This is a genomic window from Streptomyces sp. NPDC052043 (assembly GCF_044548235.1).
GTDB lineage: Bacteria > Actinomycetota > Actinomycetes > Streptomycetales > Streptomycetaceae > Streptomyces.
On the sequence record NZ_JBIUBT010000018.1, the window covers coordinates 61,892 to 76,378 of the forward strand.

The window sequence follows — 14,487 nt, forward strand, 5'->3', positions numbered from 1 at the left end:
ACGGGGCCGGAACGCTTACTTGGGAAGTGCATCCGACGGGAACGGAAGGGGCAGCCTCAGCCCCCCATGTCCTTGCTGGTCAACGCACTCGCGCTCGCTGCGGTCACATACCAACTATCCCCGCTTCATGAAAACGCGAGGTTAGGGGTCCTGTCCGTTTCGTTCTTCGAGGCCGCTCCTTTTGACCTGGCCTTCACCACCTCTGTGGCAGCTTTCTCTAGAGGGTGAGGACGTCCTCGCCCAGGTGCATCCCAGCGGTGTCGTGGTGTGCCCGGGCGGTGGTGGAGTCGATGCTGACCAGGGACAGGTCCACCTCGCCGCTTCGCGGCCTCCGCGATCAGGCCTTCCAACAGGGCCTCGAAGACGCCGGCGTCGCGCCACTGCCGGAAGCGGTTGTGGACGGTCGGCCAGGCGCCGAACTCGGTCGGCATCTCCCGCCACTGGCCGCCGGTCAGCGCAGCCGCACTCCGGGCTGGCCTGGATCCCGGGTGGTGCGGTCTGCCGTCGCGGTCGCCCACCGCGTGGCGAGCAGCTCCTGGACGGCGAAGGCGGTCTGGTCGTCGTATGCCGCGATCTCCACCACGGCCAGCCCTGGCTCCACCACATGTGCTTCGTTGATCGGCTCCATGCACGGCACTACGCGCCAGCGCCCCAAGAGGTTCTCCGATCCCGGCGGCTTCACCCGACCGAGTAAGGTCCCGGCCATCTCTACCGCCGCGGCGAAGTACCTGGCGTCGTCCTGCCCGTCGCAGCGCCTAGCCATCCAGGTAGCCGAGCTCGGCGTCAGGCTGGCAGTGCCCGCAGGCCTCGATGCCTTCGCTCAGTGCTCGCAGGGCGACGTCCCGGGGTACGCCTTTCCAGCGTTTGCCTGCCATATGGCAGCCGCCGACGTGGACGGTGACGGACGGTGAATCGCGGTTCAGGCCGCCTTCGAGGATCCAGTCGGGTGTGGCCGGCCGGGCCTGCTCGCCGCGCTGGCGCTCCTGCTCGCGGCGCTCGGCTGTGGCGATCTGCTGCCGTACCCGGTCGAGGGTGAGGACGAGCCACGTCTCCAGGGTGCGGAGGCGGGGCAGGTCAGGCGGAAATATCGTTCGCATGTTCGATTCTAGACGGCAGGGTCAGACGGTGACGACGTTGCCGGACGAGTGTGCTGTGCCATCGAAGCTTGATCGTTGCCATCGAAGGTTGTTTGATCAGTAAGTTCGTGCCATCGAAGTTTTGATCGGCGCTGAGTGCTGATGGTCAGGGGTGGCCGTGGGGCAGCTCGCGGATGCGAGCGGGTGCCGCTGACCGGTGTCGCCGCTGCAGCGCGTCAAAGTGTCGCGGTCGTCTGATCCCCGGACGCGCTGCCTGCGAGCCACTGGTCCCATGTCAGGTTGAAGGCGGCGTAGCCGTTGTCGGCCGGCGCCTTGGCACGGGGCGAGCCGGTGATGGTGACCGGGTCGCCCTGTTTGACCTGACCGTAAAACCACTTGGCGTCCGACAGGGACAGATGGACGCAGCCATGGGAGCCGCGGGCGCTGCCGCTGCCCGGAGTGGGGTCGCCGGTCGAGTAGTGCACATACGTGCCGGACTGGGTCAGGTGGACGTCCCAGGGCAGCGTCAGGTCGTAGTAGTCGGGGTTGCCCTTGTCGCAGGTGATGCCGACGCTGCAGGAGGTCATGTGAAGCTTCTCCTGCTTGTCAATGACGGCCATCGTCCCGTTCCACGTCGGATACTGAGCACTACCTGCATTGATCGACAGGGTGCGCACCACCTTGCCGTTCCGACTCACCTTCATGGTGTGGCCGGTCACCGAGACATCCGCGCGCACGTCGTCGCCGATCTCGAAGGTGTGCGTGTAGTCGCGCACGCCGTAGCGTCCATTGCCGTTGCCGACGCCCTTCATGTCAACGTCGACCTTCACCTTCGTACCGGAGGGCCAGTACGCCTTCGGCCGCCAGTCGGCGCGCCTGTCGCCCATCCAGTGCCAGGCGCCGGCCACTGGCTGCGAGGCGCTCACCTTCATGCGCTTCTCCACCGTGGCCCGCGCCTTTGCCGCCACCGGGTCCGTGAAGACCACCGAGATCGGCATGGCCACGCCGACCGTGTTTCCCGTCTGCGGGGTGATCGTCTCCAGCAGCATCGGCGGGCCCGCGGGCTTCGTCGGTGACGGAGAGACGCTCGCACTCGGCTTGCCCGTCGCCTTTGCGTCCTCCCCGCTCGCCTTGTCACTGCCGCCCCTGCCGCAGGCACTCGCGCCCACTAGCATCGCGACCGTGACAAGTGCGATCCCTATGCCGCCCCTGCGCCGTCCCACTACCTGCCCCGCTCTCTCGCTCCCCGACCCATACGGGCCCGACTCCCTGTCAGACAGCGACGGAACAGGCCGCAGTTGCGTGCGGCACGCAGGTCTTTAGTGATCCACGTCACTCAAACCTCGATGGCATGCACTCAACGTTCGACGGCACAGGACAACGAGACCTGATCGTCGACGTACAGCACGGGTCTCGTCGTGCCTGGCCCCCCTCATCGAGGACTCGTGGCCAGAAAACAGCCTGTCCGCCACCAAGTTCAGGCAGTGACGTCATTTCTCAGGCTCTGGCCGCAGTTCCGTGAAAGCGGAGGTCAGCGATGGGAAGACACCATCCGTCCCTGGGTGTCCGTACCGTCGCGATTGATGCGCTCGGGGATGTAGGAACAGTGGTCGGCTGTTTTGTGGTGATCGACGGCTCGGCCGGTTCATGCCTGGAACTCGGTGAGGTCGATGGCGTGAACGCGCAGCGGGTAGCCGTACACCGGGTGTGCCGTCTCCCGCTCGGGCGTCATGCCGAGCTTGCGGATGACGTTCTCGGAGGCGTTGTCACCCACCCGGTTGATGCTGATGACGCGGTCCAGGCCGCGGTCCTGGAGAGCGAACTCCATTGTGGCGTGGGCGGCTTCGGACGCGTATCCCTGGCCCCAGAACTGTGAGCCGATCCGCCAGCTGATCGCCACGGCGGGCATCACCTCCGGCAGGAACTCGGGCACGGACAGTCCCGTGAAGCCGATCAGTTCGCCCGAGGCCAGCAGCTCGACGGCGAAGAGCCCGAAGCCCTCCTCGTCCCACTCTTCCTCCCACCGCTCGATGTCCTTGGCCGTGTGGTCCAGGTCGCGCACCGAGCCGTCGTCGATCCAGCGCATGACCCGTGGGTCCGCGTTGATGTCCGCCATCGGCGCGAGGTCGTCATCGTGCCAGGTACGGAGGAGGAGGCGGGGTGTGCGGATCTCGGTCATGCGCCCATCCTGCCGAAGGCAAGGGCCTCATCCGTAATCCGGCGCTCGCCCGCGCTGCCGCTGCGGAACCACAAGGCGTCAAGCCGCCTGCACCGCACCCGTGATGGGCCGGGGTCGGGCGCAGTGAGGCGAGAGGGGGAGTGCCGGCCTTTCTCCACCGCGTGCAGCAGCTCCCAGTCGACGTCGGGGTGATTGGCGGGCAGCGCGTCGACTGACGCCGTGGTCAGCGGCGCGGGCTCCAGCGGCGCCTCCCACCCCATGGCCGTCAACGAGACCTCATCGCGATGATGCAAGCGCGGGCGGCCCGGCCCGAGGCGAGGCACCCGAATGCGCTCCATGACCGGCTCAAACTGCGTGCAGTCCGCCCGCTGGCCCGCCGTCAGCAGCAGTGAAAGCACGCGGCAACGACCGTCAGCACTCAGGTGGATCTTGGTGGTGAAGCCTCCTCGGGAGCGACCGAGCGCCTCACCTCCTGGACCGCCTTCACCAGGCGGGCGCACAGTCTCGCCCATGGTCTTTCGCTCTGGTGTGTCATAGTCGCCGCCCCTTTTGACGGGGCGGGTGGCGGGGCCTTCCGGGCCCCGGCCGCATGCTGGTGCGCACGGATCGAGGTGGAATCAACCGAGACGTCCCAGTCGATCCCACCGTCGGCATCAGCCTGGGCCTGCGCCTGCTGAAGCAACCGTTCCCAGGTTCCGTCGGCCGACCAGCGCCGGTGACGCTCATAGACGGTCTTCCACGGCCCATAGCGTTCCGGCAGGTCACGCCACTGCACCCCAGTCCGCACACGGTGCAGGATGCCGTTGACCACCCACCGCCCGCAGCGGTTGTTGCCTGTCGGCAGAAGCGGCTCCAGACGTCGCCACTCCGCCTCTGTCAGATCCCCCCGACCAGTCATACAAGAGCCAACGAATCAGTGGGCGACATGGGTGCGGTCAGCACCTGCGATGCCACCACGCCAACTCCGGGTCTGCCATCGGCTCGTGATGCGTTCGCCCTAGGAGCACCATGTCCAGGCGCTCCACCTGCACCCGTAGTTCGCCGGCGGCCCTTGGCGGAAGCATGAACAGAGCGCCTTGCAGCACGTTCCGGGCCCAGCCCCCGCCGCAGCAGGGGCAGGTGAACTCATCCTCCCATTGCCTCCACCGGCGCTTGGTGCCGTGGACGCGCACGGACCACACGCTCAGCGCCACTGCCACGATGCCTGGAGACAATCGCTCCCGTTCGAGCACACGAACGGCGGCGTTCGCCGCTCCCGATAGACCTGGGACATCGCGATACCGCACCCAGGGTCTTCTCCAGCCGCGTTCCCGCGACCGAAGTGAAGCTGGTGTTCTACGCGGCACGGCCCCTTCGGCTGCAAGTCATGGACGGCATCCTCCCACAACCCAAGATCGGCCGGACAGAACCTAGTCCCGACCGCTGCGGGTCGTGCTGCTGGTGCTCCTGGTCATGCTTTCAGGGTGCTGCAACGCGGCTCCGGCGGGTAGCTCGCGCGCCATCCGGAGCCACCTCCGCGGATGCGGGATCCGCGCTGTCATCCCTCAGCCCTCCGTCCAGGTCAGCCATCGGCTGTGGCGAGGCCGTGCCGGAGGTCGCCCGCCCGCCTTCGATGCCGAGGCATACAGGCAGCGCAAGGCGGTCGAACGCTGTATCAACCGGCTCAAGCAGTGGCGCGGTCTGGCCATGCGAACCGACAAGCTCGCCATCGCCTACCAGGCCGCACTCCACCTCGCAGCCATCTTTATCCGGGCTCGGCAGTGAGCATGGCTTTGCGCCATGGCAGGCATGGTGCTCAGTTGCCGAGAGCGAGCCGGATACCGAAGGCGGCGATGACGGTCCCGGTGATTCGGTCGAGTAGGCGACGGGCCTGAGGCTTTCGCAGCCAGCCGTGCAGCACTCGGGCAAAACCGATGAGGACGGCCGACCACATCAGACCGATGACGATGTGCACCGTGGTGAGCAGCAGCCCCATGGTGAAGTGGCTTGCGCCGGCGGGGATGAACTGGGGCAGGACGGCGACGTAAAAGGCGCCCATCTTCGGGTTGAGGAGGTTGGTGAGTGTCCCCTGCCGCCAGCCGCTGGTGACTGAGTTCTTCCCGGTGAGCAGGTCGGATTCGCTGACGCCGGTCGTGGGCAGGCCCCGGAAGGTGTCCCGCAACATGCGGACGCCCATCCAGACGAGATACGCGGCGCCGATCCAGCGCAACGTCACGTAGGCGAGGTGCGAGGCCGTGAAGAGCGCGGTCACTCCCAGGGACGTGAGCGCACCCCAAAGGAGGGTGCCCGACTGGATTCCGAGGACGACGCCCCAGGCTCTGCTGCGCTGGCCGAGGGCAGAGGTGCGCAAGATCAGAGCGGTGTCGAGACCAGGAGTCAGAGTGAGAAGCCCTACAACCAGGGCGAAGGACCACAGCGAAGTGCTTATTGCCATGGAAGGCCAGCCTACGACACCGGCCGTCTGACCTGCACACAGGCCCCTCTGTGGTCCACACGTACTGGTCCCCCTGATTCAAGAGACAGGCCCTTTAAGTGGTCGCCAGTTGTCGACGCCGTTCACTGCAAGCCGCGAGCGGCGAGCGTCTTCAACGTCGTTGTCAGCCAGCCCACCTCTGCCTCGCTTGTTGCACGTGCGATCTTGAGAAGTCCCTGTCGGAAGGGGTCGTCGAGCTCTTCGGCTGCAAGCGGGCGTTCGCCTTCGTAGAAGAAGCTGCTGGGCTCTCGGAGGAAGGCCAGGCGACGCTGTAGTACGGCTGCCTGGTCGGCTGGGGTTTCCAGGTGGCGCAGGAAGGCCAGGACGGTGAACCAGTGGTTCTCGTCGCTGATCGCGGTTCCGTCGGCTTCCCGCAGCCGACGGCGAAGCTCATCTTGTCCCTCGTCGGTCAGGGTGAGCACATGCCGGGGAGCCGCTCTGCTGCCTGGTTCGGTCTGACGGCTCAGCCAGCCGGCCCGCTCCAGGCGTTTGATCGCCGGGTACAGCGTGCCGTCCGCGATCGGCCGGACATGACCGGTGAGGTGCGCCACGCGTCGTTTCAGCTCGTAGCCGTGCAGCGGCTGGTTGAACAGGAAACCCAGAATCGCCAACTCCAACACGGCAGCATCATCCCTCTCAAGGCTATATATCGATACCGATGTACAGTCTAGGCGATGCATTATCTGACCGAGGAGGAGCCATGCACGACGCTCAGGTGACGCCCAAGGGGGCGCGGATCCGCTGGGTCGAGATACCCGGAGACCCTCGGCACACCCGGGTCTATCTGCACGGAATCGGTGCCTCGTCCAGCCCGTACTTTGCAGCCGCCGCCGTCCATCCGGACCTTGCCGGCCACCGGTCGTTGCTCGTCGACATGCTTGGCTTCGGCATCAGCGACCGCCCTACCGACTTTGAGTACACCGTGGAAAACCACGCCGACGCCCTCGCCACGGCCCTTGAGGCGGCCCACGTCCAGGCGGCCGACGTCATAGCCCACAGCATGGGCGGCGCCGTGGCCATCGCGCTCGCCAGTCGCCATCCGCACCTGGTGTCCCGCTTGGTCCTGGTCGACGCCGTCCTCGACCCCATGACACCCGAGCAATGCTGGCCCGGCATCCGCGGCATCGCCGCCTACACCGAAGAAGACTTCCTCGCCGGAGGATGGCGGGAAGTCCGCGAGGCCGCCGGGCCGCACTGGTGGTCCACGATGCGGCTGGCCGGGCGCGAAGCGCTCCACCGCAGCGCCGTACACCTCGTCCGCGGCACCAGCCCCACCATGCGTGAACTCCTGCTGAGCCTGACGATCCCCCGCACCTACTTGCGTCCCGCAGGAGATGGCCCGCTCCCCGGTGAACAGCAGCTCCTCGAAAGAGGAATTTCCGTCGTGGCCGTACCGGACTGCGGACATAACATCATGCTGGACAACCCCGAGGCGTTCGCACAGCAGACCGCTCGCGCGCTGCAGCGCGTCTGAGCCCGTCCGCCGTCCTCAGCGATCCACGGGAGACCACGGCGAAGCTGCCCCTGTGACGCTCATCAGAGCCCGCTCGTCTAGAAGGGAGGGTCGTTGGGGCCACGGTGGGCCTGCGTGGCCGCGTCACGCCGCCGGCTGGCCGCATGCTGTTCGGCGAGGGACGGCATTCCGGCGATGGCTTCAGCGGCGCGGCCATGCCGGATGAGTAGCTCGGCCACTTCCGACGGCCGCAGTTCGGTGTCCGCCCGCAGCAGGGCGAGAGCCTCCTCAAGGCGCCCCATCTCTTCAAGGATCCATGCCTTGCTGACCGTCAGCCCGTACATATCCGGCGGCAGCGTCCCAGCGTAGGCGAGGGCCTCCTCGTGTCGGCCAGCCTCGCGCAGCAGCCAGATCCGGTTCGAGCTGAACCAGGACGGGTGCTCCTCGACGAAGTCAGCACTGCGCTCGTCGAGAAGCGCCAGGGCGTCGTCCAGCCGGCCGGCTTCATGCAGCAGGTGGATGATGGCTTCGAAGAGGCAGGCGTCGTGGTAGTCGAACGTCGGGCGACCCACCTCGACGGCTTCCTCGATCCGGCCCCGGCGGTCCAGCAGTTCGATCAGAGGCCAGCGGAACCGGTCCGGATACTCGGCGGCCGCGATGAAATGCCGCAGCACGGCCTCGGCCTCATCTGCCTGCCCGTCGTCTTCGAGCGCCCGCGCGTAGTACGCGAGCGTCTCACCCGCATGCTCGCCGGTGCCCAGCACGCGCAGTTCCTCCACGCGCCCATGGCGCCGCAGGAGCTCGGCGTAGGCGATGAGTGTGTTCTGGACCACGAAGTGTCCGGCTGCGATGTCTGCCCCAAGTATCCGTACGGCCTCATCGACCCGGCCCGCACGTTCCAGAACCTGGGCTTGGAGGTCCTGCGCGTTGCTGGGGCTCAAACTCCATCGCTCCTCGCCACGGGCGCTGCGGGCCCGCTGAGCTCGCGGCGCGATCAGCTTCAGGACTTGCTCATCACGGCCCTGGTTCTGTGTCAGCTCGACGAGGGTGGACAGGATCCACTCCCTGTTCAGATGCGGCTTGAGTACGGTGATCGCCTCGTCCAGCCTCCCCGCCTTGGCCAACAGTTCCGCGAAGTCGTGGCACAACCACTCCGAGGCAAGGCCTTCCTCGTCCGGGCGGACGGCGTCCAGTGCCTGCTGCACCCTCCCTGCCTCGAGCAGGACCTCGGCCCCCTCCCAGCGCGCCCGATTCCACCCGGCCTCGATGAACGGCTTCAGCACGTCCAGAGCCCGCTCGACCTCGCCCGTTCGGGACAGCTCGCGAGCCGCCGCCTGGGCGCAGAACCATTCCCCCCGCTCCGATGCAGCCTGAATCAACAACTCCACCTCACCCCGCTCCACCAGCATGGTGACCAGGCGAGGAGATACGCCGCCGAGTGTCCGTGACTGCCATTCAAGATCATCATTGTTCACGGGCCTGAGCGTACGAGCGGCCACTGACATTGAGCCGCTGAACTTGTCCTACCTTCCAGACATGGGTCTGAGCTGGTCCTTCGTAAGGTCGGCCGCCAGGAGTTTCGGTTCGGCTGGGACCTCCCGGGCGCATCGACCAACTGGGCTGAACCCACTCGTTCTACGTCGGAAAACACAAGTTGGCGGACGGGTTCCCCGTCAGACCCCTGCCAGATTCTGCGAACCCGCGCACTTAGCGCAGGCCGGGACGGAACAGCCGGGTGCGCAGGTCGGGGACGAAGGCTTCCTGCACGACGCGACGGAAGCCCTGGCGCTGGGCGGGGGTGAGGTGCTGGAGGTCGGCGGTGAAGCGGGGGAGCGTCTCGTACGTGGGCACGGTGTCCTCCGGGCAGCAAGACGAAGCCCCCGGCGGTTGCATGTTCCAGGTCCTGACCGAACGCGAGGAGAAGAACAGCCTCGCGATCGCCTCCAACGAGTCCTTCGGCAAAGCGCACATGTTCCGGCGAACGTGTGCGAGGCGGCGCCGAAAACCTCACGGGTTCGACTTGGAGAGCCACATAGGGCCGTACGACTCCGTGAGGTCCTCGGCCACTTCGCGTGTGTGAGGGTCATCGCTGGTCAGTGCACGAGCTACGAGCTGACCAAGTAGCCCCCAAGCTTCGACATGGGCAAGAAGCTCGGCGAAACGCCGGTACTCCTCGTCGTCGGCCGAGCCGAGTCGATCCAAAATGAGCGGTTCGAGTGGGGCAGCAAATGGTCACGCGGGATGCGGGCGATGGCTTGTCGAGCGTCAAAGGCCCATCGGTGAGACGTGGACCACCCCACGAGCTCTGGAAGAAGAGCTGGACCATCGGCTGACAGTGCCGCGAGGAAGTCGAGGGCGGCACCTTGATCCCACGCTCCCGCCCCTCCGGCCAACGCGGCCTTGAGGATCTCGGGCCTGTCCTGAGCGTGCTGGTAGAACTCGGCTTGGCGACGGTGCATCTCCCGCTTGGCCTCGACGAACGCCTGCTAGAGATCGTTGTCCGAAGGTGAGGTGCTCATGGGTTGTTCCTCCATCAGGTGCTCGAGGATTGAGGCAGTCGCTGCTCGCCGACGTGGTCGGCGAGGTAGATCACGGCGCCTCCGGGGTCCATGCCGGGGATGAAGTGCCGCATGCACGTTCCTCTACTTGTGCTGGTGGGGCAGGCGTCCTGGGTCGATGTGATCAGCAAGGTAGATGAGGGTGGCCTGCGGGTCCATGCCGAAGGCGGCGGCGACGAGCTTGGGGTCCATGGTGTTCACCAGGTCGACGAGGCGCGTGCCGCGGATCATCCGGGGCGGGTATCCGGAGTCGTCAAGGACGTGGGAGAGATAGGAAGTTGAGGCCGGGCTTCGCCCGGCCTTGGTTCCTTTGGTGACCATCACGTGCGGGTTGGCCGTCGGCCATTCTGCGCGGTGGTTCAAGCAGCGTTGCAGCACGGTCCAGGAGGCGGGATCCAGCGGGACGGGATGGGGGCGTTTGCCGAGTCGGAGAGTCTGGGCCGCTGCGTCGATGTCGGTGATCTTCAGCGTCGGGACTTCGGTGCTGGAGGCCCCGTGCAGCAGAGCGAGCATGCCGAGCAGAGCCTCGTGCGGGTGGACCTGATCGTTGGTCGTCCATCGACGGAAGAGCTCGCGCTGCTGGCCGAGGGTGAGGGTGCGGCCGTGGAAGCCGTTGCCGATGAACGCGCAGAACTGGAGGACGCCGCGGTCATGCTGCGTCGGCTCTGGGCCGGCGGCGACCGCGTCCTGCTGCCGGTCACCGTGATCAACCGCCAGGAAGGGAATCCGAGATGAGCGCCCGCACGCCCGCTGAGGTCCTCGCGGCCTCACGCCGCCGAACCAGCGTCACGAAACGCCAGCGGGTCTTCGACACCCTTCAGCACATGCTCGACGAGGGCGAACAAATCACGTTCAGAGAGCTCGCCCGCCGGGCCCGGGTCTCCACCTGGCTGGTCTATGCCGACGGGGTCCGCGAACACGTTCAGGCCGCCATCGACAAGCAGGACGCAGGTCCCGTCCGCGCCCGTTCCAACGGAGAGATCGCCTCCTCGGCCAGCCTCAAGGCCGACCTGGCCATGGCCCACGAAGAAATCAGAGCCCTCCGGGACAAGTGCGAGCGCCTGCAGTCCGGCATGCCACACAACCTCGGCCACCAGCTCGACCAGATCACCCAACGCCCCTTGGCAGAGCGGATCACCGAGCACACCGATGCCAACCGGAAGCTGGAAGCAGAACTCGCCGAGCTGCGGCGGCTGAAGAAGAAGGTCCGCGCCCTGGAGGCCGACTTGGCGGCCGCCCGCACGAGCCCGCGGCAGATGATCCGCGACACCAACTAGGGCGACAAGGCATAGAAGCCGTTGTCGTACCGGTCTTGGTGGGCATGGGTTCGAGTGCGGTGACTCGATGGGGTGATCTTCGGCTGGTGCGTGCATGAGGGCGGGGATGTCCGCGCGGCGGCCCGCGGGCTAGTGTCCTGCCATGCGGAGCCCGGAGATCGCTTCTGTCGACGATGAACACGCCGTGCGGGCGGCGGATTGCGTGCGGCGCAGTCGTCTGCTGCTGACGCTCGCGGTGGTGACGCTGATCGTGATCATGGTGGTGCCGGCGGTGCTTGTCGCGTCGCTAGCCGAGCCGGCTCCGGTCTTCATGACGGCGGGGGTCGCGGCCGGCTTCGGCTTCTGGGCACTGCCCCACGCATGCAACGCACGAACTCCTCGACGCAGGCACGGGCCGGACTCGCGCTATCTCACAGCCCGCACCTGGACCGGGCATCGGACGATCGATCTTCAGGCGCTGACCCACGTCCGGGGTTGGCGGGAGGTCTACCGCTCGGGATCGACCACCTACGTCGTCGCCACCGATGCCTTCGGCGTTCGGCTGGGCTTCTCCGATCCCGCCGACCTCCGCCTCATACGGCGCGCTGTGGAACGAATGCAGGCGAAGCTTCGTGTGAGTACACAGCCTTGAACTCAACAACACCTCACGCACCGGCCCGAGCGGAGAGAGCCGAGCGACAACGCAGTTCTAAACGCGCCCTGCCGCGCTGACCGTGCGCGAGATCATGCAGCCAAACCAGTTCCGGTTCGGCGTGAAGCGGCTGTGTTCCATCCTTGGAATCGCCCGCTCGAGCTTCTACTACTGGCGCCGGACGGCCGCGGACCGAGCAGCCCGGCAGGCAGCCGACGCCAGGCTGGCCAACCGGATACGGGCCGTGCACCGTGAATCGGACGGCACCTACGGGGTCCCGAGAATCACCGCCGAGCTCCGCGAGGAGGGCGAGCGCGTCAACCACAAACGGATCGCGCGCGTGATGCGGAGCATCAATCTGGCAGGAGTGCGGCTGAGTCGCAGACACCGCACCACGGTTACGGACCCGGCCGCGGCGAAAGCCCCCGACCTGATCGGCCGCGACTTCACCGCGAGCGAACCGAACACGAAGTACGTCGGCGACATCACCTATCCTCCTGTGGAGAGCGGGAAGTTCCTTTACCTGGCCACCGTCATCGACCTCGCCTCGCGCCGCCTGGCCAGGTGGGCGATCGTGGATCACATGCGCACCGAGCTTGTCACCGACGCATTGGCCGCCGCCGAACGATGCCGCGGCAGCCTCGCCGGGGCGGTCATACACACCGACCACGGCGCCCAGTACACGAGCCGGGCATTCGCCGACGCCTGCCGCAGAGCCGGCGTGCTCCAGTCCATGAGCGCGATCGGCTCCAGCGCGGACAACGCGCTCGCCGAGTCCTTCAACGCCACGTTCAAACGCGAGACGCTGCAAGGCCGCAAGAGCTGGTCCAGCGAGCGCGAGGCCCGCCTCGACGCGTTCCGCTGGCTGCACCGCTACAACACCCGACGCCGTCACTCCCGCCTCGGACAACGCAGCCCGATCGCCTACGAGGCAGCGTCCGGAACAACATCAACTACGCTGACACCAGCTGCATAAGCCCTGTCCAGGATTCGGGGTCAAGGCCCCTCGTGGAGCTGCGTCGGCCTACGCTTTGCCCTGAAGCCGCACACGAGGAGCCCACCGCTGGCGTTGGCGAACGCTGCGACGTCCTTGGCCAACTCGAACTTGCCCTTCTCGGTGCTCAGATCGTACGGGCCCTTGGGGCCGACGCTCTTGAAGTCCACCCACTGGCTCTCCGGCGTGCCCAAGATTGCCTCGGGCTGTTGCGCGGCGAGCAGAGCAGTGAGCTGGTCAGGACTTTCGGGGAGTACGGAGCCACGAGAGAGTACCGTTCCGTGCGTGATGAACGCTGTGTACGACCGGCGGACCGAATCGTGGACGTCCAGGAGGCGACACATTTCGTCGTGATGCCATACAGCCCAACCCTTCAGGCCGACCTTCTGAGCGTAAGATCTTATGAGCTTGTCCATGCGTGTGATTCCGCCGTCCGGCACCGGCGACAGGGCTACGTTGGTGGTAAACAGCACATACTCTGGCAGCCGACCTAGCTTGGACTCGGGCTTGAGCCAGGATTCGAACTCCGCCCGGACGTTGCGTTCAAGCCACTCGGTGTCCGAATTCACCCCTTCCGGATGCTGGCAGAACATCGCCTTCACCACGCCGTACCCGTCCCACACCTGATTCTGCCGTGAGTCGGTCACCGGGCCAGTGACCGAAGCCTCCCGGCCAGCGTCCTTACCATCAACCAACGCCGATAGCCCGAGCCCTAGCTCGCGCTGCACAAGGGCCTGCGCCAAGTGTTCGAATTCTTGGGTCCCCAGGCGGTTCAGGTCGTAATGCACACGATCATCTTTCCCGTCCAGATGCCGTGCGCTCGAGGCTGCTGGTGGCATGCATGGAGCAAGAGACTTCCAGTCGGCTGAGGCCGAACGAGCAGGACGGCTCCTGTGGCATCGGGGAGCAACGTCCTCGTCTCGCCCGCCTGGCCGCGGTGGGCGACCCGTTCCGCGTCGCTCGAGAACTTGCTGTCTAGCGGACGCTGCCTCGGTTCGACTCTGGTGGAGGGCGGCCGGCGCAGTGCCCGCCGGGTGTGAGGCCTGGCCGGGCTCATCCTTCGGGCAGGTGCGGGCAGGTGTCGCGCTGCTGATAGCTCCCCGGCACGCCCGCGCCCACAGCCGCCCAGAAGCCCTGGTGCTCGAGGCGCAGCGCCTTCAGGCCCGCGGTGACCTGCCCGCACCGCTGGTACTTCTCCATGGTGTAGGGCAACTTGACCTACCCGAGCCCGCAGCGGGCACAGACGGTGTAGTCGACGGCGATGGCGACATCGCCGTCGAGGTTCGCGGCGCGTTCCTTCCAACTGGGCCGTTCCGAGGAGGGAGTGTCCTGCCAGGGCGCATTCAGCCTGAGCCCGGGCCGCAGGAGCCGGTGCGGCCCTCTACAACTCCCCTATCAACTATGGGATTTCGGAGTTGCGCCGACCAGCTGTGGTATTGGCGGTGACATTGGTGGGCATACCAGATTTCAGAACCGGTGCACTGACCGACAGGCCAACAGGGGGAACACTTGGCAGCGTCCGGACATGACGGGGACGAGGGCATCGGCTTGGCGGCCGCTCTGGGTGCGATACGGCGCGAACTGGCGCAGGCGATGAGCGCGGCCCAGGTCGAGGGCGGTCCTGTACGGCTCTCGGTCTCCTCGCTCGAACTCGAACTGCAGACGACGCTCAGCCAGTCTGGCGGGGTGAACGGCGGCATCCGCGTTCATGTGATCTCCGCGGGCGCGCAACGCTCGGAGGGCCGCAGTGATGTGCAGACGCTGCGGCTCCAGCTGGACGCCACAACGCTCGACAACAGACCGGTCTCCGCGGGCGACACGGTGAGCCGACGGCCGAGGTGACCCG

Annotated in this window: 17 protein-coding genes and 4 pseudogenes; 8 read left to right on the forward strand and 13 right to left on the reverse strand. The window is 66.6% G+C overall.

Annotated elements, in window-relative coordinates; genetic code table 11:
* Positions 1-150: 150 nt before the first annotated feature.
* From ACIHCX_RS33730 to ACIHCX_RS33755, 6 genes and pseudogenes are all read right to left on the reverse strand, one after another.
* Positions 151-452 (reverse strand): annotated as a pseudogene (locus ACIHCX_RS33730) (transposase); the annotation flags it as partial.
* Positions 452-628 (reverse strand): DUF6207 family protein, encoded by a 177-nt coding sequence (locus tag ACIHCX_RS33735; protein WP_400036378.1) that lies wholly within the window; start codon positions 626-628, stop codon positions 452-454. The pseudogene ACIHCX_RS33730 and the gene ACIHCX_RS33735, both read right to left, overlap by 1 nt.
* A 127-nt stretch (positions 629-755) precedes the next feature.
* Positions 756-1,097: a DUF6233 domain-containing protein gene (locus ACIHCX_RS33740; RefSeq protein ID WP_400036380.1), complete on the reverse strand. Its 342-nt coding sequence runs from the start codon at positions 1,095-1,097 to the stop codon at positions 756-758.
* Between the two features lie 215 nt (positions 1,098-1,312).
* Positions 1,313-2,251, reverse strand: a complete 939-nt coding sequence (locus ACIHCX_RS33745; RefSeq protein ID WP_400036541.1) for an Ig-like domain-containing protein — start codon at positions 2,249-2,251, stop codon at positions 1,313-1,315.
* Between the two features lie 470 nt (positions 2,252-2,721).
* The gene (locus ACIHCX_RS33750; RefSeq protein ID WP_400036382.1) at positions 2,722-3,255 is read right to left on the reverse strand and encodes a GNAT family N-acetyltransferase; all 534 of its coding nucleotides are present in this window, start codon (positions 3,253-3,255) and stop codon (positions 2,722-2,724) included.
* Positions 3,256-3,548: 293 nt separating this feature from the next.
* Positions 3,549-4,153: pseudogene (locus ACIHCX_RS33755) on the reverse strand (IS5 family transposase); the annotation flags it as partial.
* A 584-nt stretch (positions 4,154-4,737) separates the two neighbouring features.
* Between ACIHCX_RS33755 and ACIHCX_RS33760 the strand changes: the two are divergent.
* A pseudogene (locus ACIHCX_RS33760) lies at positions 4,738-5,019 on the forward strand (IS5/IS1182 family transposase); the annotation flags it as partial.
* 31 nt (positions 5,020-5,050) lie between these two features.
* Here ACIHCX_RS33760 and ACIHCX_RS33765 read toward each other — a convergent pair.
* Positions 5,051-5,689, reverse strand: coding sequence for a LysE family translocator (locus tag ACIHCX_RS33765; RefSeq protein ID WP_400036384.1), 639 nt, complete (start codon positions 5,687-5,689; stop codon positions 5,051-5,053).
* A 122-nt stretch (positions 5,690-5,811) separates the two neighbouring features.
* Positions 5,812-6,348 carry a PadR family transcriptional regulator gene (locus ACIHCX_RS33770; protein WP_400036387.1) on the reverse strand — a complete coding sequence of 179 codons (537 nt, stop codon included), beginning with the start codon at positions 6,346-6,348 and terminating at the stop codon, positions 5,812-5,814.
* 80 nt (positions 6,349-6,428) lie between these two features.
* On the opposite strand from ACIHCX_RS33770, the gene ACIHCX_RS33775 reads away from it, so the two are divergent.
* A complete protein-coding gene (locus ACIHCX_RS33775) occupies positions 6,429-7,202 on the forward strand; it encodes an alpha/beta fold hydrolase (RefSeq protein WP_400036389.1) in 774 nt (257 codons plus the stop codon).
* Positions 7,203-7,279: 77 nt separating this feature from the next.
* Here ACIHCX_RS33775 and ACIHCX_RS33780 read toward each other — a convergent pair whose 3' ends face one another.
* Both ACIHCX_RS33780 and ACIHCX_RS33785 read right to left on the reverse strand, forming a co-directional pair.
* Entirely contained in the window at positions 7,280-8,656 is a 1,377-nt protein-coding gene (locus ACIHCX_RS33780; RefSeq protein WP_400036391.1) for a hypothetical protein, read from the reverse strand.
* Between the two features lie 232 nt (positions 8,657-8,888).
* A complete protein-coding gene (locus ACIHCX_RS33785) occupies positions 8,889-9,032 on the reverse strand; it encodes a hypothetical protein (protein WP_400036393.1) in 144 nt (47 codons plus the stop codon).
* A gap of 40 nt (positions 9,033-9,072) precedes the next feature.
* Here ACIHCX_RS33785 and ACIHCX_RS33790 point away from each other — a divergent pair.
* Positions 9,073-9,171 (forward strand): annotated as a pseudogene (locus tag ACIHCX_RS33790) (AAA family ATPase); the annotation flags it as partial.
* 652 nt (positions 9,172-9,823) lie between these two features.
* Here ACIHCX_RS33790 and ACIHCX_RS33795 read toward each other — a convergent pair.
* The gene (locus ACIHCX_RS33795) at positions 9,824-10,252 is read right to left on the reverse strand and encodes a hypothetical protein (protein ID WP_400036395.1); all 429 of its coding nucleotides are present in this window, start codon (positions 10,250-10,252) and stop codon (positions 9,824-9,826) included.
* On the opposite strand from ACIHCX_RS33795, the gene ACIHCX_RS33800 reads away from it, so the two are divergent.
* The 4 genes from ACIHCX_RS33800 (at position 10,235) to ACIHCX_RS33815 (ending at position 12,623) form a co-directional block, all read left to right on the forward strand.
* A complete protein-coding gene (locus tag ACIHCX_RS33800) occupies positions 10,235-10,474 on the forward strand; it encodes a hypothetical protein (RefSeq protein ID WP_400036397.1) in 240 nt (79 codons plus the stop codon). The genes ACIHCX_RS33795 and ACIHCX_RS33800 overlap by 18 nt on opposite strands.
* Entirely contained in the window at positions 10,471-11,016 is a 546-nt protein-coding gene (locus tag ACIHCX_RS33805) for a DUF6262 family protein (protein WP_400036399.1), read from the forward strand. The genes ACIHCX_RS33800 and ACIHCX_RS33805 overlap by 4 nt, the downstream gene beginning before the upstream one ends.
* Before the next feature lie 142 nt (positions 11,017-11,158).
* Positions 11,159-11,647 (forward strand): hypothetical protein, encoded by a 489-nt coding sequence (locus ACIHCX_RS33810; protein ID WP_400036401.1) that lies wholly within the window; start codon positions 11,159-11,161, stop codon positions 11,645-11,647.
* A gap of 94 nt (positions 11,648-11,741) precedes the next feature.
* Entirely contained in the window at positions 11,742-12,623 is an 882-nt protein-coding gene (locus ACIHCX_RS33815) for an IS3 family transposase (RefSeq protein WP_400036403.1), read from the forward strand.
* Positions 12,624-12,643: 20 nt separating this feature from the next.
* Here ACIHCX_RS33815 and ACIHCX_RS33820 read toward each other — a convergent pair whose 3' ends face one another.
* Both ACIHCX_RS33820 and ACIHCX_RS33825 read right to left on the reverse strand, forming a co-directional pair.
* Positions 12,644-13,429, reverse strand: coding sequence for a helix-turn-helix domain-containing protein (locus ACIHCX_RS33820; protein WP_400036405.1), 786 nt, complete (start codon positions 13,427-13,429; stop codon positions 12,644-12,646).
* A 265-nt stretch (positions 13,430-13,694) separates the two neighbouring features.
* Entirely contained in the window at positions 13,695-13,841 is a 147-nt protein-coding gene (locus tag ACIHCX_RS33825; RefSeq protein ID WP_400036407.1) for a hypothetical protein, read from the reverse strand.
* Between the two features lie 309 nt (positions 13,842-14,150).
* Between ACIHCX_RS33825 and ACIHCX_RS33830 the strand changes: the two genes are divergently transcribed.
* Positions 14,151-14,483, forward strand: coding sequence for a trypco2 family protein (locus tag ACIHCX_RS33830; protein ID WP_400036409.1), 333 nt, complete (start codon positions 14,151-14,153; stop codon positions 14,481-14,483).
* The last annotated feature ends 4 nt before the right edge of the window (positions 14,484-14,487 follow it).

What these genes read in the sequence shown, in the direction of transcription:
- ACIHCX_RS33735 (WP_400036378.1), bottom strand. Translation starts at nt 628, where the DNA reads ATGGAGCCGATCAACGAAGCACATGTGGTGGAGCCAGGGCTGGCCGTG.
- ACIHCX_RS33825 (WP_400036407.1), bottom strand. Translation starts at nt 13,841, where the DNA reads ATGGAGAAGTACCAGCGGTGCGGGCAGGTCACCGCGGGCCTGAAGGCG.
- ACIHCX_RS33795 (WP_400036395.1), bottom strand. Translation starts at nt 10,252, where the DNA reads ATGCTCGCTCTGCTGCACGGGGCCTCCAGCACCGAAGTCCCGACGCTG.
- ACIHCX_RS33775 (WP_400036389.1), top strand. Translation starts at nt 6,429, where the DNA reads ATGCACGACGCTCAGGTGACGCCCAAGGGGGCGCGGATCCGCTGGGTC.
- ACIHCX_RS33745 (WP_400036541.1), bottom strand. Translation starts at nt 2,251, where the DNA reads ATGCTAGTGGGCGCGAGTGCCTGCGGCAGGGGCGGCAGTGACAAGGCG.
- ACIHCX_RS33810 (WP_400036401.1), top strand. Translation starts at nt 11,159, where the DNA reads ATGCGGAGCCCGGAGATCGCTTCTGTCGACGATGAACACGCCGTGCGG.
- ACIHCX_RS33750 (WP_400036382.1), bottom strand. Translation starts at nt 3,255, where the DNA reads ATGACCGAGATCCGCACACCCCGCCTCCTCCTCCGTACCTGGCACGAT.
- ACIHCX_RS33805 (WP_400036399.1), top strand. Translation starts at nt 10,471, where the DNA reads ATGAGCGCCCGCACGCCCGCTGAGGTCCTCGCGGCCTCACGCCGCCGA.
- ACIHCX_RS33815 (WP_400036403.1), top strand. Translation starts at nt 11,742, where the DNA reads ATGCAGCCAAACCAGTTCCGGTTCGGCGTGAAGCGGCTGTGTTCCATC.
- ACIHCX_RS33740 (WP_400036380.1), bottom strand. Translation starts at nt 1,097, where the DNA reads ATGCGAACGATATTTCCGCCTGACCTGCCCCGCCTCCGCACCCTGGAG.
- ACIHCX_RS33765 (WP_400036384.1), bottom strand. Translation starts at nt 5,689, where the DNA reads ATGGCAATAAGCACTTCGCTGTGGTCCTTCGCCCTGGTTGTAGGGCTT.